General features: G+C 54.3%; 22 protein-coding genes. 21 read left to right on the top strand and 1 reads right to left on the bottom strand.

Annotated features, from left to right (window positions below; translation table 11 throughout):
- The first annotated feature begins 15 nt into the window (after window positions 1-15).
- The 13 genes from rpmF (at window position 16) to ptsG (ending at window position 12,032) form a co-directional block, all read left to right on the top strand.
- Complete coding sequence (gene rpmF / locus QQZ17_RS03850) at window positions 16-189, top strand: 50S ribosomal protein L32 (RefSeq protein ID WP_000290727.1); 174 nt, start codon at window positions 16-18, stop codon at window positions 187-189.
- Window positions 190-269: 80 nt separating this feature from the next.
- Window positions 270-1,346 (top strand): phosphate acyltransferase PlsX, encoded by a 1,077-nt coding sequence (gene plsX / locus QQZ17_RS03845; protein ID WP_072015706.1) that lies wholly within the window; start codon window positions 270-272, stop codon window positions 1,344-1,346.
- Between the two features lie 77 nt (window positions 1,347-1,423).
- A complete protein-coding gene (gene fabH / locus QQZ17_RS03840; RefSeq protein WP_046479400.1) occupies window positions 1,424-2,377 on the top strand; it encodes a beta-ketoacyl-ACP synthase III in 954 nt (317 codons plus the stop codon).
- Window positions 2,378-2,392: 15 nt separating this feature from the next.
- Window positions 2,393-3,322, top strand: coding sequence for an ACP S-malonyltransferase (gene fabD / locus QQZ17_RS03835; protein ID WP_152405073.1), 930 nt, complete (start codon window positions 2,393-2,395; stop codon window positions 3,320-3,322).
- Window positions 3,323-3,334: 12 nt separating this feature from the next.
- Window positions 3,335-4,069, top strand: a complete 735-nt coding sequence (fabG, locus tag QQZ17_RS03830) for a 3-oxoacyl-ACP reductase FabG (RefSeq protein WP_042319622.1) — start codon at window positions 3,335-3,337, stop codon at window positions 4,067-4,069.
- A 277-nt stretch (window positions 4,070-4,346) separates the two neighbouring features.
- Window positions 4,347-4,583, top strand: a complete 237-nt coding sequence (gene acpP / locus QQZ17_RS03825; protein WP_000103754.1) for an acyl carrier protein — start codon at window positions 4,347-4,349, stop codon at window positions 4,581-4,583.
- Window positions 4,584-4,669: 86 nt separating this feature from the next.
- Window positions 4,670-5,911: a beta-ketoacyl-ACP synthase II gene (gene fabF / locus QQZ17_RS03820; protein ID WP_152405072.1), complete on the top strand. Its 1,242-nt coding sequence runs from the start codon at window positions 4,670-4,672 to the stop codon at window positions 5,909-5,911.
- Between the two features lie 120 nt (window positions 5,912-6,031).
- Entirely contained in the window at window positions 6,032-6,841 is an 810-nt protein-coding gene (gene pabC, locus QQZ17_RS03815) for an aminodeoxychorismate lyase (RefSeq protein ID WP_152405071.1), read from the top strand.
- A 2-nt stretch (window positions 6,842-6,843) separates the two neighbouring features.
- Window positions 6,844-7,866, top strand: a complete 1,023-nt coding sequence (gene yceG, locus QQZ17_RS03810; RefSeq protein WP_152405070.1) for a cell division protein YceG — start codon at window positions 6,844-6,846, stop codon at window positions 7,864-7,866.
- Complete coding sequence (gene tmk / locus QQZ17_RS03805) at window positions 7,856-8,497, top strand: dTMP kinase (RefSeq protein ID WP_152405069.1); 642 nt, start codon at window positions 7,856-7,858, stop codon at window positions 8,495-8,497. Before yceG ends, tmk begins: the two co-directional genes overlap by 11 nt.
- Entirely contained in the window at window positions 8,494-9,498 is a 1,005-nt protein-coding gene (gene holB, locus QQZ17_RS03800) for a DNA polymerase III subunit delta' (RefSeq protein ID WP_152405068.1), read from the top strand. The genes tmk and holB overlap by 4 nt, the downstream gene beginning before the upstream one ends.
- Before the next feature lie 10 nt (window positions 9,499-9,508).
- Window positions 9,509-10,306, top strand: a complete 798-nt coding sequence (locus QQZ17_RS03795) for a metal-dependent hydrolase (protein WP_152405067.1) — start codon at window positions 9,509-9,511, stop codon at window positions 10,304-10,306.
- 292 nt (window positions 10,307-10,598) lie between these two features.
- Window positions 10,599-12,032, top strand: a complete 1,434-nt coding sequence (gene ptsG, locus QQZ17_RS03790; RefSeq protein ID WP_042319612.1) for a PTS glucose transporter subunit IIBC — start codon at window positions 10,599-10,601, stop codon at window positions 12,030-12,032.
- Window positions 12,033-12,149: 117 nt separating this feature from the next.
- Here the strand turns inward: ptsG and fhuE are convergent, their stop codons facing one another.
- The gene (fhuE, locus tag QQZ17_RS03785) at window positions 12,150-14,345 is read right to left on the bottom strand and encodes a ferric-rhodotorulic acid/ferric-coprogen receptor FhuE (protein ID WP_152405066.1); all 2,196 of its coding nucleotides are present in this window, start codon (window positions 14,343-14,345) and stop codon (window positions 12,150-12,152) included.
- Window positions 14,346-14,696: 351 nt separating this feature from the next.
- Between fhuE and hinT the strand changes: the two genes are divergently transcribed.
- From hinT to QQZ17_RS03745, 8 genes are all read left to right on the top strand, one after another.
- A complete protein-coding gene (gene hinT, locus QQZ17_RS03780) occupies window positions 14,697-15,056 on the top strand; it encodes a purine nucleoside phosphoramidase (protein ID WP_046479571.1) in 360 nt (119 codons plus the stop codon).
- A gap of 2 nt (window positions 15,057-15,058) precedes the next feature.
- Window positions 15,059-15,433 carry a YcfL family protein gene (locus tag QQZ17_RS03775; RefSeq protein ID WP_152406350.1) on the top strand — a complete coding sequence of 125 codons (375 nt, stop codon included), beginning with the start codon at window positions 15,059-15,061 and terminating at the stop codon, window positions 15,431-15,433.
- 22 nt (window positions 15,434-15,455) lie between these two features.
- Window positions 15,456-16,088 carry a penicillin-binding protein activator LpoB gene (lpoB, locus tag QQZ17_RS03770; RefSeq protein ID WP_042319606.1) on the top strand — a complete coding sequence of 211 codons (633 nt, stop codon included), beginning with the start codon at window positions 15,456-15,458 and terminating at the stop codon, window positions 16,086-16,088.
- Complete coding sequence (thiK, locus tag QQZ17_RS03765) at window positions 16,069-16,893, top strand: thiamine kinase (RefSeq protein ID WP_152405065.1); 825 nt, start codon at window positions 16,069-16,071, stop codon at window positions 16,891-16,893. Before lpoB ends, thiK begins: the two co-directional genes overlap by 20 nt.
- A 10-nt stretch (window positions 16,894-16,903) precedes the next feature.
- Window positions 16,904-17,929, top strand: coding sequence for a beta-N-acetylhexosaminidase (gene nagZ / locus QQZ17_RS03760; protein ID WP_152405064.1), 1,026 nt, complete (start codon window positions 16,904-16,906; stop codon window positions 17,927-17,929).
- A 21-nt stretch (window positions 17,930-17,950) separates the two neighbouring features.
- Window positions 17,951-18,493 (top strand): alpha/beta hydrolase YcfP, encoded by a 543-nt coding sequence (ycfP, locus tag QQZ17_RS03755; RefSeq protein ID WP_152405063.1) that lies wholly within the window; start codon window positions 17,951-17,953, stop codon window positions 18,491-18,493.
- Between the two features lie 246 nt (window positions 18,494-18,739).
- Complete coding sequence (ndh, locus tag QQZ17_RS03750; protein WP_152405062.1) at window positions 18,740-20,044, top strand: NADH-quinone dehydrogenase; 1,305 nt, start codon at window positions 18,740-18,742, stop codon at window positions 20,042-20,044.
- A 185-nt stretch (window positions 20,045-20,229) separates the two neighbouring features.
- Window positions 20,230-20,769, top strand: coding sequence for a glycine zipper 2TM domain-containing protein (locus tag QQZ17_RS03745; protein ID WP_152405061.1), 540 nt, complete (start codon window positions 20,230-20,232; stop codon window positions 20,767-20,769).
- Window positions 20,770-20,817: the final 48 nt, after the last annotated feature.

The following is a 20,817-nucleotide window of genomic DNA, read 5'->3' as shown; positions in this document are numbered from 1 at the left end:
TGAGGAGTAAGGTCCATGGCCGTACAACAGAATAAACCAACCCGTTCCAAACGTGGCATGCGTCGTTCTCATGACGCTCTGACCGCAGTCACCAGCCTGTCTGTAGACAAAACTTCTGGTGAAAAACACCTGCGTCACCACATCACTGCCGACGGTTACTACCGTGGCCGCAAGGTAATCGCTAAGTAATCACGCATCCGCGTGATGAAGCTTAGTGAGGAACTTCCCCGTTGCTACGGGGACGTTCCAAACCAGGCGGCGAAACGACTTTGACACGTCTAACCCTGGCGTTAGATGTCATGGGGGGCGATTTTGGCCCTTCCGTGACAGTGCCTGCAGCATTGCAGGCACTGAATTCTAATTCACAACTCACACTTCTTTTAGTCGGGGATCCCGATACAATCACGCCATTACTCGCTAAAGCTGACTTTGAACAACGTTCGCGTCTGCAGATTATCCCTGCACAGTCAGTTATCGCCAGTGATGCCCGGCCTTCGCAGGCAATCCGCGCCAGTCGCGGTAGTTCGATGCGTGTGGCGCTGGAACTCGTGAAAGAAGGGCGAGCACAAGCCTGTGTCAGCGCCGGGAATACCGGGGCGCTCATGGGACTTGCAAAATTATTGCTCAAACCACTGGACGGTATTGAGCGTCCTGCGTTGGTGACGGTTTTACCTCACCAGCAGAAAGGAAAGACGGTGGTCCTCGATTTGGGGGCAAATGTCGATTGCGACAGCAACATGCTGGTGCAATTTGCCATTATGGGCTCGGTGCTTGCGGAAGAAGTGGTCGGTATCAACAACCCTCGCGTGGCCCTGCTCAACATCGGTGAAGAAGAAACCAAGGGTCTCGACAGTATTCGGGATGCTTCTGTGGTGCTAAAAACAATCCCTTCCATCAATTACATCGGCTATCTTGAAGCCAATGAGTTATTGACGGGGAAAACGGATGTTCTGGTATGTGATGGTTTTACAGGCAATGTCACATTAAAGACGATGGAAGGTGTTGTCAGAATGTTCCTTTCACTGCTGAAATCTCAGGGTGAGGGTAAAAAACGGTCGTGGTGGCTGCTGATATTAAAACGTTGGTTACAAAAAAGCCTGGCGAGGCGATTCAGTCACCTCAACCCCGACCAGTATAATGGCGCCTGTCTGTTAGGATTGCGCGGCACGGTGATAAAAAGTCATGGTGCAGCCAATCAGCGAGCGTTTACCGTCGCGATTGAACAGGCAGTGCAGGCGGTGCAGCGACAAGTTCCTCAGCGAATTGCCGCTCGCCTGGAATCTGTATACCCAGCTGGATTTACAATGCTGGACGCTGGCAATGGCGACACATCACAGCCACACTGATTACGGTGTGGCGTGAGAGCCCCAGCCTCTTAGCCGTTGTGATGCGCGGTATATAACCAAAAAGTGACTGAGCGTACATGTATACAAAGATTATTGGTACTGGCAGCTATCTGCCTGAACAGGTGCGGACTAACGCCGATCTGGAAAAAATGGTCGATACGTCTGACGAGTGGATTGTCACCCGTACAGGTATCCGTGAACGCCATATTGCTGCGCCGAATGAAACCGTCTCAACGATGGGGTTTGAGGCGGCTCAACGTGCGCTGGAAATGGCGGGCATTGATAAAGAACAGATTGGCTTGATTGTGGTGGCGACCACCTCAGCGACACATGCTTTCCCCAGCGCGGCATGCCAGATTCAGAACATGCTGGGCATCAAAGGCTGTCCGGCGTTTGACGTCGCCGCAGCATGTGCCGGTTTTACTTACGCGTTGAGCGTCGCCGATATGTACGTTAAATCCGGCGCGGTTAAACACGCGCTGGTGATCGGTTCCGATGTTCTGGCGCGCACCTGCGATCCGACCGATCGTGGAACCATCATTATTTTTGGCGATGGTGCGGGTGCCGTGGTGCTGAGCACTTCCGACAAGCCGGGCATCATCTCTACCCACCTGCATGCTGACGGTCGCTATGGCGAACTGCTGACGCTGCCGAATGCCGATCGTGTGAATCCGGAAAATTCGATTCATCTGACGATGGCGGGTAATGAAGTGTTCAAAGTGGCGGTTACTGAACTGGCACACATCGTCGACGAGACGCTGGAGGCCAATAACCTTGACCGCTCCGAACTCGACTGGCTGGTTCCGCACCAGGCTAACCTGCGTATCATCAGCGCGACGGCCAAAAAGCTGGGCATGTCAATGGACAATGTGGTGGTGACACTGGACAGGCACGGCAACACGTCTGCGGCCTCCGTCCCTTGCGCGTTGGATGAAGCTGTGCGTGACGGCCGTATCAAAGAAGGTCAGCTTGTGTTGCTTGAAGCCTTTGGCGGTGGATTCACCTGGGGCTCCGCGCTGGTTCGTTTCTAGTATAAGGATTTAAACATGACGCAATTCGCATTTGTGTTCCCTGGACAGGGTTCCCAGACCGTTGGAATGTTAGCCGATATGGCGGCAAGTTACCCCATCGTCGAAGAGACTTTCGCTGAAGCTTCTGCGGCGCTGGGCTATGACCTGTGGGCGTTGACCCAGCAGGGGCCGGCTGAAGAACTGAACAAGACCTGGCAGACGCAGCCTGCGCTGTTAGCCGCGTCTGTTGCGCTGTATCGCGTCTGGCAGCAACAGGGCGGTAAAGCACCATTGCTGATGGCGGGTCATAGCTTGGGTGAATACTCTGCGCTGGTTTGTGCCGGTGTCATTAATTTTGCTGATGCAGTGCGTCTGGTTGAACTGCGTGGTAAATTCATGCAGGAAGCGGTTCCGGAAGGCACCGGCGGCATGTCTGCTATCATCGGTCTTGATGATGCGTCCATTGCGAAAGCCTGTGAAGACGCGGCAGAAGGCCAGGTCGTCTCACCGGTGAACTACAACTCGCCGGGTCAGGTCGTTATTGCCGGGCATAAAGAAGCCGTTGAGCGTGCTGGTGCAGCCTGTAAAGCTGCCGGTGCGAAACGTGCGCTGCCGTTACCGGTGAGCGTACCGTCTCACTGTGCGCTGATGAAGCCGGCGGCGGAAAAACTGGCGGCGGAATTAGCTACAATACCCTTTAACGCGCCGTCTGTACCGGTTATTAACAACGTGGATGTGAAGTGCGAAACTGACGCGAACGCCATTCGCGATGCGCTGGTGCGCCAGTTGTACAGTCCGGTACAGTGGACGAAGAGCGTCGAATTAATGGCGTCGCAAGGTGTCGAACACCTGTATGAAGTGGGACCGGGTAAAGTCCTCACGGGCCTGACGAGACGTATTGTTGATACCCTGACGGCCTCGGCTCTGAACGAACCGGCGGCGATGTCGGCGGCACTTGCGCAATAAAAGAGGAACACCATGAGTTTTGAAGGAAAAATCGCGCTGGTTACCGGTGCAAGTCGCGGTATTGGCCGCGCAATTGCAGAGACGCTCGTTGCCCGTGGCGCGACCGTTATCGGTACCGCGACCAGCGAAAGTGGCGCTCAGGCCATTAGCGATTACTTAGGTGCGAAGGGTAAAGGTCTGATGTTGAATGTGACTGATCCTGCATCTATCGAATCTGTTCTGGAAAAAATTCGCGCAGAATTTGGTGAAGTGGATATCCTGGTTAATAATGCCGGTATCACACGTGATAACCTGCTGATGCGAATGAAAGATGATGAGTGGAACGATATTCTCGAAACCAATCTTTCATCAGTTTTCCGCCTGTCAAAAGCGGTAATGCGCGCTATGATGAAAAAACGTCATGGGCGGATTATCACTGTCGGTTCTGTGGTTGGTACCATGGGAAATGCGGGTCAGACTAACTACGCTGCGGCGAAAGCGGGTCTGATCGGCTTCAGTAAATCGCTGGCGCGCGAAGTTGCGTCCCGCGGTATTACGGTGAACGTTGTTGCTCCGGGCTTTATTGAAACGGACATGACGCGTGCGCTGACTGATGAGCAGCGTGCGGGTACGTTGGCGGCAGTTCCTGCAGGTCGTCTTGGCGATCCGAAAGAGATCGCCAGTGCGGTTGCATTTTTAGCCTCTGACGAAGCAGGTTACATCACGGGTGAGACTTTGCACGTCAACGGCGGGATGTATATGGTTTAACCACGAGATACGCAAAATCATCCAAATTGTATCAAGGCGGCAAGACCGAAAAGCCTGCGAGCATAGATGACTATGTGACCAGGCATTGAGGACGCAGCCAACACAGAGACAATTTGAAGGGTGACGCGTAGAAAAATATTTGCGTTATTATAGGTCTTGGCCTCAAAATAACGTAAAATCGTGGTAAGACCTGCCGGGATTTAGTTGCAAATTTTTCAACATTTTATACACTACGAAAACCATCGCGAAAGCGAGTTTTGATAGGAAATTTAAGAGTATGAGCACTATCGAAGAACGCGTTAAGAAAATTATCGGCGAACAGCTGGGCGTTAAGCAGGAAGAAGTTACCAACAATGCTTCTTTCGTTGAAGACCTGGGCGCAGATTCTCTTGACACCGTTGAGCTGGTAATGGCTCTGGAAGAAGAGTTTGATACTGAGATTCCGGACGAAGAAGCTGAGAAAATCACCACCGTTCAGGCTGCCATTGATTACATCAACGGCCACCAGGCGTAAGTGAACATCTCCAGGCGGTCATTCGACCGCCTGAGTTTTATCTTTTTGTCCCACTTGAATCAATTATCCCTCCCTGGAGGACAACCGTGTCTAAGCGTCGTGTAGTTGTGACCGGACTGGGCATGTTGTCTCCTGTCGGCAATACCGTAGAGTCTACCTGGAAAGCTCTCCTTGCCGGTCAGAGTGGCATCAGCCTGATCGACCATTTCGATACTAGCGCCTATGCAACGAAATTTGCTGGCTTAGTAAAGGATTTTAACTGTGATGACATTATCTCGCGCAAAGAACAGCGCAAGATGGATGCCTTCATACAATATGGAATTGTTGCAGGCTGGCAGGCCATGCAGGATTCTGGCCTTGAAGTAACGGAAGAGAACGCATCCCGTATTGGTGCCGCTATCGGCTCTGGTATTGGCGGTCTCGGACTGATTGAAGAAAACCATAGTTCTCTGGTGAACGGTGGACCGCGTAAAATCAGCCCATTCTTCGTTCCGTCGACGATTGTTAACATGGTGGCAGGTCACCTGACCATCATGTATGGCCTGCGTGGGCCGAGCATCTCTATCGCGACCGCCTGCACCTCAGGCGTACATAACATCGGTCAAGCCGCGCGTATCATTGCATACGGCGATGCGGACGCGATGGTCGCGGGCGGTGCTGAAAAAGCCAGTACGCCACTGGGCGTAGGCGGCTTTGGCGCAGCACGTGCGCTGTCTACCCGTAATGAAAACCCGCAAGCAGCCAGCCGCCCGTGGGACAAAGAGCGCGATGGCTTTGTACTGGGTGACGGTGCGGGCATGGTCGTACTGGAAGAGTATGAACATGCAAAAGCGCGCGGTGCAAAAATTTATGCTGAAGTCGTTGGCTTCGGGATGAGCAGTGACGCTTACCACATGACGTCACCGCCGGAAAACGGTGCTGGTGCGGCCCTGGCGATGGTCAACGCGCTGCGTGATGCGGCAATTGAACCTGGTCAGATTGGTTACGTTAACGCCCACGGGACATCCACGCCGGCTGGCGATAAAGCGGAAGCGCAGGCTGTTAAATCCGTCTTTGGCGATGCGGCAAGCCGAGTGATGGTGAGTTCCACTAAGTCCATGACCGGTCACCTGCTGGGTGCAGCGGGCGCGGTAGAGTCGATTTATTCTATCCTGGCGCTGCGCGATCAGGCTGTTCCGCCGACCATCAACCTGGATAACCCGGATGAAGGTTGCGATCTGGACTTCGTTCCTCACGAAGCGCGTCAGGTCAGCGGAATGGAGTACACGCTGTGTAACTCCTTCGGTTTCGGTGGAACTAACGGTTCATTGATCTTTAAAAAGGTCTGACCGCCGTTCTGCTTCCAGGCTAAAAGAGGTCCGCTTGTCGGGCCTTTTTTATTGCGTGCACTTCCCTTGTCCTGCGCCATCCATCCTGCGACACTAACGTGCCACTCATAAGGAGCCACTATGTTCTTGATCAATGGCCGTGAACAGGAATCTCTTCCCGCAAGCGATCGCGCTATCCAGTTTGGCGATGGTTGTTTTACTACTGCGCGTATTCTCGACGGCGCGGTTTCGCTGCTGGCGGCGCATCTGCGGCGTTTGCAGGTGGCCTGCTCGACATTGCAGATCGCCTTTGATGACTGGGACGCGCTTGAACGGGAAATGACCACGCTGGCCGCTGGTCATTCGCGCGCGGTTCTGAAGGTGATCATCAGTCGTGGCAGTGGGGGACGAGGATACAGCGGCGCGAATTGCCATGACAGCACCCGCATTCTCTCCGTCTTTGCGTATCCGCAACATTATGACCTCTGGCGCGAGCAAGGGATCACGCTCGCCTTAAGCCCGGTTCGTCTGGGTCGCAACCCTCTGCTCGCCGGTATTAAGCACCTGAACCGTCTCGAACAGGTGCTGATCCGCTCTCATCTTGAGCAGACGGACGCCGATGAGGCGCTGGTTCTTGACAGTGAGGGCTGGGTTACGGAATGCTGTGCGGCTAATTTATTCTGGCGAAAAGACAATGTGGTCTACACGCCGCGCCTCGATCAGGCGGGAGTGAACGGTATTATGCGACAATTCTGTATCCGGAAACTGGCACAATCGTCTTTTCAGGTTGTCGAAACGAATGCCCGCGAAGAAGCGCTGCAACATGCCGATGAAATGGTGGTCTGTAATGCGCTGATGCCGATCGTGCCCGTTCGGGCTTATGGCGCTAACACGTTGTCTTCACGTGCATTATTTGAGTTTCTGGCCCCATTGTGTGAGCATCCGAATTAGTCATGAAAAAATTGTTTCGTGTTGTCCTTTTACTGGTTGTTGTATTGGGCATTGCCGCAGGCGCGGGAATGTGGAAAGTTCGCCATCTGGCGGACAGTAAAATCCTGATTACAGAAGAGACCATTTTTACCCTCAAACCGGGAACCGGTCGTCTGGCCCTGGGCGAGCAACTGTATGCGGATCGGGTCATTAATCGTCCTCGCGTGTTTCAATGGCTGCTACGGGTCGAGCCGGATCTTTCCCACTTTAAGGCGGGAACCTATCGTTTAATGCCGGGCATGAGCGTGCGCGAGATGCTGCAACTGCTGGAAAGCGGGAAAGAGGCACAGTTCCCGCTGCGACTGGTGGAAGGCATGCGGTTAAGTGATTATCTCAAGCAACTGCGAGACGCGCCGTACATCAAACACACTCTGAGTGATGATAACTACGAAACCGTCGCAAAAGCGCTGGGCCTGGAGAATACAGAGGCGCTGGAAGGTTGGTTCTGGCCTGATACCTGGATGTATACCGCCAACACCACAGATATTGCCTTGCTCAAGCGCGCGCATCAAAAGATGGTGAAGGCGGTTGAGCACATCTGGGAAGGGCGAGCGGAAGGGTTGCCCTATAAAGATCAAAATCAACTGGTAACGATGGCCTCGATCATTGAGAAAGAGACGGCCATTGCCAGTGAACGCGATCGGGTCGCCTCCGTCTTTATTAACCGCCTGCGCGTCGGGATGCGTCTGCAAACCGATCCTACCGTGATCTACGGGATGGGGGAGCGTTATAATGGCAAGATCTCGCGCGCGGACCTGGAGACGCCAACGGCCTATAATACCTACACTATCACCGGGCTCCCGCCAGGACCCATTGCGATGCCAGGTGAAGCCTCGTTGAAAGCGGCGGCGCACCCGGCTAAAACACCGTATCTCTATTTTGTGGCCGACGGTAAAGGCGGCCATACTTTTAATACTAATCTTGCCAGCCATAACCGGTCGGTGCAGGACTACCTGAAAGTGCTTAAGGAAAAAAATGCGCAGTAATTATATCGTCATCGAGGGGCTGGAAGGCGCCGGAAAAACGACCGCAAAAAATGTTGTGGTTGAGACGCTTGAACAACTCGGTATTCGCGACATGGTTTTTACCCGCGAGCCGGGCGGTACACAGCTGGCAGAAAAACTGCGTAGCCTGGTGCTGGATATCCGTTCGGTCGGTGACGAAACCATTACCGTAAAGGCCGAAGTGCTGATGTTTTACGCCGCGCGCGTGCAACTGGTTGAAACGGTGATCAAACCTGCGCTCGAAGAGGGTAAATGGGTGATTGGCGACCGTCACGACCTGTCCACACAGGCGTATCAGGGCGGTGGGCGTGGGGTCGATCAGCAGATGCTGGCGACGCTGCGCGATGCCGTGTTGGGGGACTTTCGCCCGGATTTAACGCTTTACCTGGACGTCACGCCAGAGGTGGGTCTGAAACGCGCCCGTGCCCGCGGTGAACTGGACCGCATCGAACAGGAATCGTTTGATTTCTTCAATCGTACCCGCGCCCGCTATCTGGATCTCGCAGCCCAGGACCCCAGCATCCGGACAATTGATGCGACGCAACCGCTGGATACCGTGATGAACGATATCCGTACCACCATCACCGAGTGGGTGAAGGAGCAGGGCGAATGAAATGGTATCCATGGTTACGACCTGATTTCGAAAAACTGGTAGCCAGCTATCAGGCGGGAAGGGGTCACCATGCGCTACTGATTCAGGCTTTACCGGGGATGGGCGACGACGCATTGATCTATGCGCTGAGCCGCTATCTGCTTTGCCAGCAACCGGAAGGGCACAAAAGCTGTGGTCACTGCCGTGGCTGCCAGTTGATGCAGGCAGGCACGCATCCGGATTACTATTCTCTGTTCCCTGAAAAAGGGAAAAACACGCTGGGCATTGATGCGGTACGTGAAGTGAGTGAAAAACTGTATGAGCGTGCGCGGCTGGGCGGAGCAAAAGTGGTCTGGATCCCGGATGCGGCACTGATGACGGATGCCGCTGCCAATGCGCTGCTTAAAACGCTGGAAGAACCGCCCGCGCAAACCTGGTTTTTTCTCGCCAGTCGTGAACCCGCGCGATTACTGGCGACACTGCGCAGCCGATGCCGTTTACACCATCTCGCGCCACCGGCGGAACAGTACGCGGTATCGTGGCTTGCGCGAGAAGTGACAGCGTCACAAGACGCGTTATTGACCGCGTTGCGCCTGAGCGCCGGTTCTCCGGGCGCGGCGCTGACATTACTGGACGCCGAAAGTTGGTCCCAGCGCGACGCGCTGTGTCAGGCGCTGGCAAGCAGCATCCCTGCGGGTGACTGGTATTCATTATTGACGGTGCTGAATCACGAACAGGCGCCTGCCAGACTACACTGGCAGGCGACATTAATGATGGATGCGCTTAAACGTCAGCACGGGGCCACCGCGATGACCAACGCGGATGCCGGGCAACTTATCGCCACGATTGCCGGCCAGTTGTCTCAGATGCGTATTCAGGCAATCCTTAACGCCATTTGCCACTGTCGCGAACAGCTGCTTAACGTGACCGGAATAAACCGTGAACTGGTGTTAACCGATCTTCTTCTGCAAATCGAACATTATCTGCAACCAGGCACCGTGTTGCCTGTTCCCCACCTGTAAGAGAAACATTATGTTTTTAGTCGACTCGCACTGCCATCTTGATGGCCTGGATTATCAATCTCTGCATAAGGATGTGGATGACGTGCTGGCGAAGGCGGCCGCGCGCGATGTGAAATTCTGTCTGGCGGTGGCAACGACGCTGCCGGGATACCGCGGCATGCGGGAACTGGTTGGTCAGCGCGATAACGTCGTTTTCTCCTGCGGCGTGCATCCGCTAAATCAGGACGAACCCTATGATCTGGAAGAACTGCGTCATCTGGCGGCTGACGAGGGCGTTGTGGCGATGGGAGAGACGGGGCTGGACTATTTTTATACCCCTGAGACAAAAGTGCGCCAGCAGGAGTCGTTCATTCAGCATATCCAGATCGGTCGTGAACTGAACAAGCCGGTTATCGTCCACACGCGCGATGCCCGCGTTGATACGCTGGCGATTCTTCGCCATGAAAACGTGACGGATTGTGGCGGCGTACTACACTGTTTTACAGAAGACAGAGAAACGGCGGGTAAACTACTGGATCTGGGCTTTTATATCTCCTTTTCCGGCATTGTGACCTTCCGTAATGCTGAACAGTTACGTGACGCCGCGCGGTATGTGCCGCTGGATCGACTGCTGGTGGAGACGGATTCCCCGTATCTCGCGCCGGTGCCGCATCGGGGGAAAGAGAACCAGCCTGCGATGGTTCGCGACGTGGCAGAATACATGGCCGTATTGAAAGGTGTGGCGGTTGAAGAACTGGCGCAGATAACCACCGACAACTTTGCCCGCCTGTTCCATATCAACGCTTCCCGTCTGCAGTCAGCCTCGTAGTTGAGTTTTTTTAAAGCTCGTAATTAATAATTAAAGCGAGTAAAGTTCACCGCCACAAAGTGGGCGGTGAATGAGCAATCTGACACATTCTGATACCCTTTTTGGCAAAATGTGCAACTTGATGCGCTCTCCAGAGTTGAAACGTGATAGCCGTCAAACTATATTTCGCCGATTTATTTTACTCTGTGTAATAAATAAAGGGCACTTAGATGCCCTGTCCACGGCGGGGTTCTCCCCCCTCGCCAATGCGTGTGAACGTAGAAAGCACAAATACTCAGGAGCACTCTCAATTATGTTTAAGAATGCATTTGCTAACCTGCAAAAGGTCGGTAAATCGCTGATGCTGCCGGTATCCGTATTGCCTATCGCAGGTATCCTGCTGGGCGTCGGTTCCGCAAACTTCAGCTGGCTGCCAGCCGTTGTATCGCACGTGATGGCAGAAGCCGGCGGTTCTGTTTTTGCAAACATGCCGCTGATTTTCGCTATTGGTGTCGCGCTTGGCTTTACCAACAATGATGGCGTTTCGGCTCTGGCTTCGGTTGTCGCTTATGGCATCATGGTGAAAACCATGGCTGTGGTCGCGCCGCTGGTTCTGCATTTACCTGCTGAAGAGATCGCAGCAAAACACCTTGCGGATACGGGTGTACTCGGGGGGATTATCTCCGGTGCGATTGCAGCGTACATGTTTAACCGCTTCTACCGTATCAAGCTGCCTGAGTATCTGGGCTTCTTTGCTGGTAAGCGCTTCGTGCCGATCATTTCTGGTCTGGCGGCGATCTTTACCGGTGTGGTCCTGTCCTTCATTTGGCCGCCGATCGGTACTGCTATCCAGACGTTCTCTCAGTGGGCTGCTTACCAGAACCCGGTCGTGGCGTTCGGTATTTACGGCTTCATTGAACGCTGCCTGGTACCGTTTGGTCTGCACCATATCTGGAACGTTCCTTTCCAGATGCAGATTGGCGAGTACACCAACGCGGCAGGTCAGGTCTTCCACGGCGATATTCCTCGCTACATGGCGGGCGACCCGACTGCGGGTATGTTGTCTGGCGGCTTCCTGTTCAAAATGTATGGTCTGCCGGCTGCTGCCATTGCTATCTGGCACTCCGCTAAACCAGAAAACCGCGCCAAAGTGGGCGGCATCATGATCTCCGCAGCGCTGACCTCGTTCCTGACCGGTATCACCGAGCCGATCGAGTTCTCCTTCATGTTCGTTGCGCCGATCCTGTACGTTATCCATGCGATTCTGGCTGGGCTGGCGTTCCCGATCTGTATCCTGCTGGGTATGCGTGACGGTACGTCGTTCTCACACGGTCTGATCGACTTTATCGTGCTGTCCGGTAACAGCAGCAAGCTGTGGTTGTTCCCGATTGTTGGTGCGGGCTATGCGATTGTTTACTACACCATCTTCCGCGTGCTGATTAAAGCGCTGGATCTGAAGACTCCGGGTCGTGAAGATAATACCGACGACGCGAAAGCGGGCGCGACCAGTGAAATGGCACCGGCGCTGATTGCGGCGTTTGGTGGTAAAGAAAACATCACTAACCTGGATGCGTGCATTACCCGTCTGCGCGTCAGCGTGGCTGACGTGGCGAAAGTGGATCAGGCTGGCCTGAAGAAACTGGGTGCGGCAGGTGTGGTGGTTGCCGGTTCCGGTGTTCAGGCTATTTTCGGTACGAAGTCCGATAACCTGAAAACTGAGATGGATGAATACATCCGTAACAGCTAAGACCAAATAAGTTGGGGAGAACTAAGGCAGCCAAATGGCTGCCTTTTTTACATTCTGGAACACCTGATGACGCGCTGATAACCGGGTAAAGCGCCAACGCCGTCATCGACAGGGCGATCAGAACTGATAGTTTGCGGTGATGCTCACGTTGCGCGGCTCACCATAAACAATCGATCCTTCGACGTTGGTGTCGTAGGTTTTATCGAACAGGTTGTTGACGTTACCCTGCACAGAGAAGTTTTTGGTCACCTGGTAGCGGGTGAACAGATCCACCAGTGCGTAACTGCCTTGTTCTGCGCGGAAGGTGCCGTATGGCGTCGCGGTGTCGGTGTACACGCGGTTCTGCCAGTTCACGCCGCCGCCCACGGTCAGGTCGGGCATTACCGGCAGACGGTAGCTGGTGAACAGCTTGACGCTGGTACGCGGCAGATTCGGATTGACGGCGTTGCCTTCATTATCTTCCGCAACGTACCGCGTTGCGCCAAAGGTCATCTGCCAGTTATCGGTGATCGCCCCGTTAACTTCGAATTCAACCCCTTTGCTGACGGTTCCGTTCGCCGTTTTATACGCGATATCGCCATTGGTACCCGGAATTGGGGCACCTGTCGATTGGGCAACGTTATCTTGCTCAATGCGGAACACGGCGAGGGTGGTGGTCAGTCGGCTGTTCATCCAGTCGGACTTCAGACCTACCTCATAGTTGTTGCCGGTGACCGGCGTGAGGTATTTCCCGCTGCTGTCGCGTTTGTTCTGCGGCTGGAAGATGGAGGTGTAGCTGGCGTAAGTTGACCAGTTATCATTGATGTCGTAAACCAGACCGGCATATGGCGTGGTGTGGTTTTTCTCCATGCTGTAGCTCAGGGTATCGACACGCCAGTTGGTGTAGCGCGCGCCGAGGATCAGGTGCAGCGGGTCAGCCAGCGAAATACGCGTCGCAGCGTACAGCGACTTCATGTGCGTGGTGTCGTCCTGGGCCAGCGACTGGGGTGCCCAGTCGGTTTGCGGGAAGTTGCCATTGAAGTTATTGAAACTGCCAATCTCAGCCGGGAAGACGTTTGCCCAGGAGCTGAAATAGCGGTTGTTCTGTTTGCTGTAGCTGCCGCCAAACATCAGGTTGTGCTGACGACCGAACAGGTCATAACCGCCGTCGGCAAAGAGATCCAGCGCATCAACCTTACGCTTGCCGCTGTTCCAGCCCGTGCCGCCAACGTAGTCATAGCCCGGTCCGTAGCTGCCGTAAGGACCGACCAGCATGCCATCTGCCTTATTCACGTACGCATCGACATACATCGTTTTACTGTCGAATTTGATTTCCGAGTGGGTCGCATTCATCGTCGCCTGCCAGGTGTCGGCAAAACGCTGTTTGAGTGTGACAAAGACTTTGTTGATCTCTTTATCGTTATACGCCCAGTCTGGCGCGGTGCTGCGGGCGCGGTCGTAGCTGTTTTTGCTGCCGTCGGTATTCCAGCGTGGCAGACCACCCCAGGTAGGGCTGTCCACTTTGATTTTCTGATATTCATAGCCGGCGGCAAGGCTGGTGGTTTCACCCAGGTCAGCATCAATAATGCCCGAGAAGAAGTTTTTCTCGCTGTGATAGCGATCGAGCCAGGAGTCGTTGTCCTGATAACCCGCCACAACGCGTGCGCGCACATTACCGTCATCGGTGAGCGGACTTTGCAGATCCATCACGTAGCGCTGTTTGTTCCAGCTGCCATATTCCGCCGATACGTTGCCTTTGAACTCACGACTGGTCGCATGTTTACGGATCATATTGATGGAGGCCGACGGGTTGCCCGTACCGGTCATCAGGCCGTTTGAGCCGCGCACCACTTCCACGCGCTCGTAGAGTGCCATATCGGTGAGGGCATCACCCAGATTCCAGCGGGATTCGAAATAGGTCGGAATACCATCGACCATATAGTTATCAATCTGGAAACCACGGGAGAAGTAGCTGACGCGGTCAGAGTCCGCCTGGCTTTTGCTGATCCCGAGCGTGCTGTCCATCACGTCGCCCAGCGTTTGCAACTGCTGGTCATCCATGCGTTGCTCGCTGATGATGCTGACCGACTGCGGAATATCGCGTTGGGTCATCATCATTTTGGTTCCGGCGGTAGTGGATTTGACGCTGTAATCCCGTTCGTCACTGTCCGAGGTGGTCGCTGGCGCAGAACCGTCGACAATGACGGTCTCTTCTGGCGTGGCCGCCGCGAAACTCATGGATGGCATCAGTGCCATAGCGATACAGGCTGCCAGCAACGATGGTGTTGCAGCAGCCTGACATTGTTCATCCCTGTTGTGTGTTGTGAAAGACATCAGAAAGCCCTTAATCGTGAACGAGTCCTGGCTCAGGCCGTAAGAGGTGGCGATGAGCCCCTTTTTATTTTTCTAACCGTTAAATGCGCATGAAAATGCAAATGCGAAATATACGCATTCATATTATCTCTGTAAACAGATGTAACTTGCTTTCTGAAATCTTGTTTCACTACTTTTTTGCGCAGGAGAGGGGACAAATGGCGATAAGCGCATCACTGAGGCGATTTTTTGCTTAAGAAATCGTGGGTTAAGGTTGAAAGAGCGGGGTTAAGTCGCTAATACTCTATACTCGCAGTGTGGCTCAGCGTAGCATGACATCACGCATGGCTATTTTTAGAAAAGGAAAACGTCGTGGCAGAAGAGACTATATTCAGCAAGATTATTCGTCGTGAAATCCCTTCCGATATCGTTTACCAGGATGACCTGGTGACGGCATTCCGGGATATTTCACCGCAGGCGCCTACACACATTCTGATCATCCCCAACGTTCTGATCCCGACGGTTAATGATGTTACCGCTGAGCATGAGCAAGCGCTGGGACGGATGATTACCGTTGCGGCAAAAATTGCCGAACAGGAAGGCATTGCCGAAGATGGCTACCGCTTGATCATGAACACCAATCGTCATGGCGGCCAGGAGGTGTATCACATCCATATGCATCTGTTGGGCGGTCGCGCGCTCGGTCCTATGCTCGCGCACAAAGGGCTGTAATGATGATCAGAGGATGCATTGCGCTTTCGCTGGGTCTGCTCTTACTTGCCGGGTGCCGTTCTCATCCTGAGATCCCGGTAAGCGATGAGCAGTCGCTGGTGATGGAGTCGACGCTACTGGCGGCGGGGATCACCGCGCAAGAGCCGACGTTGACCACGTCTGATATTCAGCCCTCTGCATCCTCAACGCTGTATAACGAAAGGCAAGAACCCGTTACCGTTCATTATCGCTTTTACTGGTATGACGCCAGAGGGCTGGAGATGCACCCTCTGGAAGCGCCACGCAGCGTGACGATACCAGCGCATTCGTCGGTCACGTTGTATGGCAGCGCCAATTATCTGGGGGCGCACAAAGTCAGACTTTATCTTTATTTGTAAGGGGTGAATCTTGAAGACAAAAATGAGTCGCTACGCATTGATAGCCGCGCTGGCGATGTTCCTGTCCGGTTGTGTGGTGCAACGTGAACCTGCACCGGTTGATGAGGTGAAACCCACACCGGAACAGCCCGCGCAGCCGCAAGAACCCGCTCCGGGGGTACCTTCGGTTCCCACGATCCCGGGACAGCCGGGTCCTATTGAACATGAAGATCAGACCGCGGCACCGGCACCGCGCATACGTCATTACGACTGGAATAGCGCGATGCAGCCGATGGTAGGCAAAATGCTGCAGGCTGATGGCGTCACGGCGGGGAGCGTACTGCTGGTCGATAGCGTCAATAACCGCACTAACGGTTCGCTAAACGCAGGCGAAGCCACAGAAACGCTGCGTAATGCGCTGGCGAACAATGGCAAATTTACCCTGGTCTCCGCGCAACAGCTGTCGCTGGCAAAACAGCAGTTAGGGCTGTCGCCGCAGGACAGTCTGGGAACGCGCAGCAAGGCGATTGGTATTGCCCGTAATGTCGGCGCGCACTATGTGTTGTATTCCAGTGCTTCGGGTAACGTCAACGCGCCATCGCTGCAAATGCAATTAATGCTGGTACAAACTGGCGAGATAATCTGGTCAGGTAAAGGTGCCGTTCAGCAGCAATAACATACCAGGGCGCGACGCAGTGCTGTTGCGCTACTTTCCGCACTATCGTCCCGTCGCCGAAGGCCAGCGTGGTCTTAGCGGCGGGTGCGTGATTATTGAAAACTCAACCCAGCGGCTGGTTCTTCGCCGTCATCACGATCCCGATGCGCCGCAAGCGCATTTTTTACGCCAATATCACGCCTTATCGCGGTTACCTGAACACCTTGCACCGAAGCCGCGTTTTTATATACCCGGCTGGATGGCGGTGGACTACGTCCCTGGCGAGATAAAATCGGGGCTGCCGGATGCCGACGAACTGGCGGGCTTACTGTATTATCTTCATCAGCAGCCTCGCTTCGGCTGGCGTATCCATCTGCTACCGTTGCTGGAGCAATACTGGCAGGGGAGCGATCCGGCACGACGAACCCCGAACTGGCTGAGAGCGCTGAAACGTCTGCGCAAGCAGGGCGAGCCGCGTCCGCTGCGCCTCGCGCCGCTGCATATGGATGTCCATGCCGCGAACATCGTTCACGGCTCAGCAGGACTGCGGCTGATCGACTGGGAATACGCCGGAGACGGTGATGTCGCCCTTGAACTGGCGGCGGTGTGGGTGGAGGATGTTCAGCAACACCGGCAACTGGTGCAGGCCTATGCCGTTCGCGCGCGCATGGACGGGCAACAATTATGGCAACAGGTCAGACGCTGGTATCCGTGGATACTGATGCTGAAGGCCGGTTGGTTTGAATACCGCTGGCAACAGACCGGCGAACGACAATTTATCAGTCTGGCTGATGCAACCTGGCGGCAGCTGGCAACGAAGAATTAAGGAGAGCAGTGTGGGTCCAGTAATGTTGGATGTCGAAGGGTTTGAGCTGGATGCGGAAGAGCGGGAGATCCTGGCTCATCCGCTGGTGGGCGGTTTGATTCTGTTTGCGCGCAATTACCACGACCCGGCGCAGTTACGTGAACTGGTGCGCCAGATCCGCGCGGCGTCGCACAACCATCTGGTGGTCGCCGTCGATCAGGAAGGTGGGCGCGTACAGCGTTTCCGTGAAGGATTTACCCGGCTGCCAGCCGCGCAGTCCTTTGCGGCGCTGCACGGGCTGGAAGAGGGCGGCAGGCTGGCGGAAGAGGCCGGATGGCTGATGGCCAGTGAAATGATCGCGATGGACATCGATATCAGCTTTGCGCCGGTGTTGGATGTCGGACATATCAGCGCCGCCATTGGCGAACGTTCCTATCATGCTGACCCGCTCAACGCGCTGGCGATGGCGACCCGTTTTATTGACGGCATGCATGCGGCGGGAATGAAAACCACCGGCAAACATTTCCCGGGTCACGGCGCGGTTACTGCGGATTCGCATAAAGAGACGCCGACCGATCCGCGTCCTGAAGCGGAAATTCGTGCAAAAGATATGTCGGTTTTCCGTACGCTAATCTCGGAAAACAAGCTGGACGCCATCATGCCGGCGCACGTCATTTACAGCGCTGTCGATCCGCGTCCGGCGAGCGGTTCCCCGCACTGGCTGAAAACGGTTTTGCGCCAGGAGCTAGGCTTTGACGGCGTTATTTTCTCTGATGACCTGTCGATGGAAGGGGCGGCAATCATGGGCAGCTATGCCGAGCGCGGGCAGGCATCGCTGGACGCGGGTTGTGATATGATTCTGGTCTGCAATAATCGTAAAGGGGCGGTCAGTGTGTTAGATAATCTGTCGCCGATCAATGCAGAGCGTGTTACACGTTTGTATCATAAAGGTTCATTTTCGCGTCAGGAACTGATGGACACGGCTCGCTGGAAAACCGTCAGCGCGCAGCTCAACCAGTTACATGAACGCTGGCAGGAAGAGAAAGCAGGTCATTAACGCACGTTTGGTGAGGATGCGATGATTATCTATTTACACGGTTTCGACTCCAGCAGTCCGGGAAACCACGAAAAAGTCTTGCAGCTGCAGTTTATCGACCCGGACGTCAGACTGATAAGCTACAGCACGCGTCATCCGAAACATGACATGCAGCATCTGCTGAAAGAAGTAGACAAAATGTTGCAGCTCAATGTTGATGAGCGTCCGTTGATTTGCGGCGTTGGCCTCGGCGGCTACTGGGCTGAACGCATTGGTTTTCTTTGTGATGTTCGCCAGGTGGTGTTTAATCCGAACCTGTTCCCGTATGAAAATATGGAAGGCAAGATCGATCGTCCGGAAGAGTATGCGGATATTGCGACCAAGTGTGTGACCAATTTTCGCGAGAAAAATCGCGATCGTTGCCTGGTCATTCTCTCGCGTCATGACGAAGCCCTGAACAGTCAGCGCGCTTCTGAAGAGCTACACCATTTCTATGAGATCGTGTGGGACGAAGAGCAGACGCATAAGTTTAAGAATATTTCGCCGCACCTGCAGCGAATCAAGGCGTTTAAGACATTGGGCTAAAACCTGCGTCAGCCGGAATCGTCGGATCAAGCCAGCCTTCGGGCTGGTTTTTTTTGCCTGTTTTTCCGGCGTTGTCTATCTTTTCAGCAGCAAAACTTGATACACATCAATTTTGGTATGACCAATGCACCGCATGTGTTATTCTCACTCTCGAAGGACATTTTCATTGTCGTAACTTGTTGTTAATTAAAGGCTATGTTTATAACGTTTAATTAACAATTGGTTAATCATTTTAAGGGGGTCACGTTGACTACACCACTGAAAAAGATCGTGATTGTCGGCGGGGGAGCTGGCGGACTGGAAATGGCGACGCAGTTAGGGCACAAGCTGGGTCGCAAAAAAAAAGCGAAAATCACGCTGGTTGACAGGAATCACAGCCACCTGTGGAAACCTCTGCTGCACGAAGTCGCGACCGGATCGCTCGATGAAGGCGTGGACGCGCTGAGCTATCTGGCGCATGCCCGTAACCACGGCTTCCAGTTCCAGCTGGGTTCTGTGATGAATATCGATCGCGAAGCGAAAACCATCACCATCGCAGAACTGCGCGATGAGAAGGGTGAGCTGCTGGTGCCTGAGCGCAAAATTGCCTGGGACACGCTGGTGATGGCGCTGGGCAGTACCTCCAACGACTTCAACACGCCGGGTGTCAAAGAGAACTGTATCTTCCTTGATAACCCGCATCAGGCACGTCGTTTCCATCAGGAAATGCTGAACCTGTTCCTGAAATATTCCGCGAATCTTGGCGCGAACGGCAAGGTGAATATTGCAATCGTCGGCGGCGGCGCCACCGGCGTAGAGCTGTCAGCGGAACTGCATAACGCAGTGAAACAGTTGCACAGTTACGGTTACAAAGGGCTGACCAACGACGCGCTGAACGTGACGCTGGTGGAAGCCGGTGAACGCATTCTGCCTGCGCTACCGCCGCGTATCTCTGCAGCGGCGCATAACGAGTTAACAAAGCTTGGCGTTCGCGTCCTGACCCAGACGATGGTGACCAGTGCGGATGCGGGCGGCCTGCATACCAAAGACGGCGAATATATTGAAGCCGACCTGATGGTCTGGGCGGCGGGGATCAAAGCGCCGGACTTTATGAAAGAGATTGGCGGCCTGGAGACCAACCGGATTAATCAACTGGTGGTAGAACCGACGTTGCAGACAACCCGCGATCCTGATGTTTACGCGATTGGCGACTGTGCCTCCTGCGCGCGTCCGGAAGGGGGCTTTGTGCCGCCACGTGCTCAGGCTGCGCATCAGATGGCGACCTGCGCGATGAACAACATTCTGGCTCAGATGAACGGCAAGCCGCTGAAAGCGTATCAGTACAAAGATCACGGTTCGCTGGTTTCGCTCTCTAACTTCTCGACCGTCGGCAGTCTGATGGGCAACCTGACGAAAGGGTCGATGATGGTGGAAGGGCGTATCGCTCGCTTTGTCTACATCTCTCTGTACCGTATGCACCAGATCGCGCTGCACGGCTATTTCAAAACCGGTCTGATGATGCTGGTGGGCAGCATTAACCGTGTGATCCGTCCGCGTCTGAAACTGCATTAATCCTGCCTGACTCAGCACCGTCTGCTGGCGGTGCTGAGCGCCTTCATCATTCTTCTTCTACCTTCAGAGTTCTCTGAATCATCCTGTTTTAGCCGCGATCAGCGATATTTTCATCCACTGTCTGATGGGCGTCTTATTGCATTGGTTGCAAAATTGTAACCAATAGCAAAGAAGGAGGATCTCCCGTGAATAAATCGATGTTGGCGGGTATAGGGATTGGCGTAGCTGCTGCGCTGGGTGTGGCGGCGGTTGCCAGTCTGAACGTGTTTGATCGTGGCCCACAGTATGCTCAGGTGGTTTCTGCAACACCGATCAAAGAGACGATTAAGACGCCGCGTCAGGCGTGTCGCAACGTGACGGTGACGCATCGCAAACCTGTTCAGGATGAGAACCGCATAACCGGTTCGGTGCTGGGTGCGGTTGCCGGTGGCGTGATTGGTCATCAGTTTGGCGGCGGACGAGGTAAAGACGTGGCGACGGTGGTCGGGGCGTTGGGGGGCGGTTACGCCGGCAACCAAATCCAGGGCTCAATGCAGGAAAACGACACTTATACGTCCACACAGCAACGCTGCAAAACCGTCTATGACAAATCGGAAAAAATGCTCGGTTACGACGTCACCTACAAAATTGGCGACCAGCAGGGCAAGATCCGCATGGATAAGGATCCTGGCACGCAGATCCCGCTGGATAACAACGGCCAGTTGATTCTGAATAACAAAGCGTAAAAAAGCTGTACTCTGCAAGTTAGCCCCTCATTCGCTCAGGCTGAGGGG

It is taken from the genome of Citrobacter sp. T1.2D-1 (assembly GCF_950098555.1).
In the GTDB taxonomy this organism is placed as follows: domain Bacteria; phylum Pseudomonadota; class Gammaproteobacteria; order Enterobacterales; family Enterobacteriaceae; genus Citrobacter_A; species Citrobacter_A telavivensis.
This window is presented reverse-complemented; position numbering and strand designations above follow the sequence as displayed.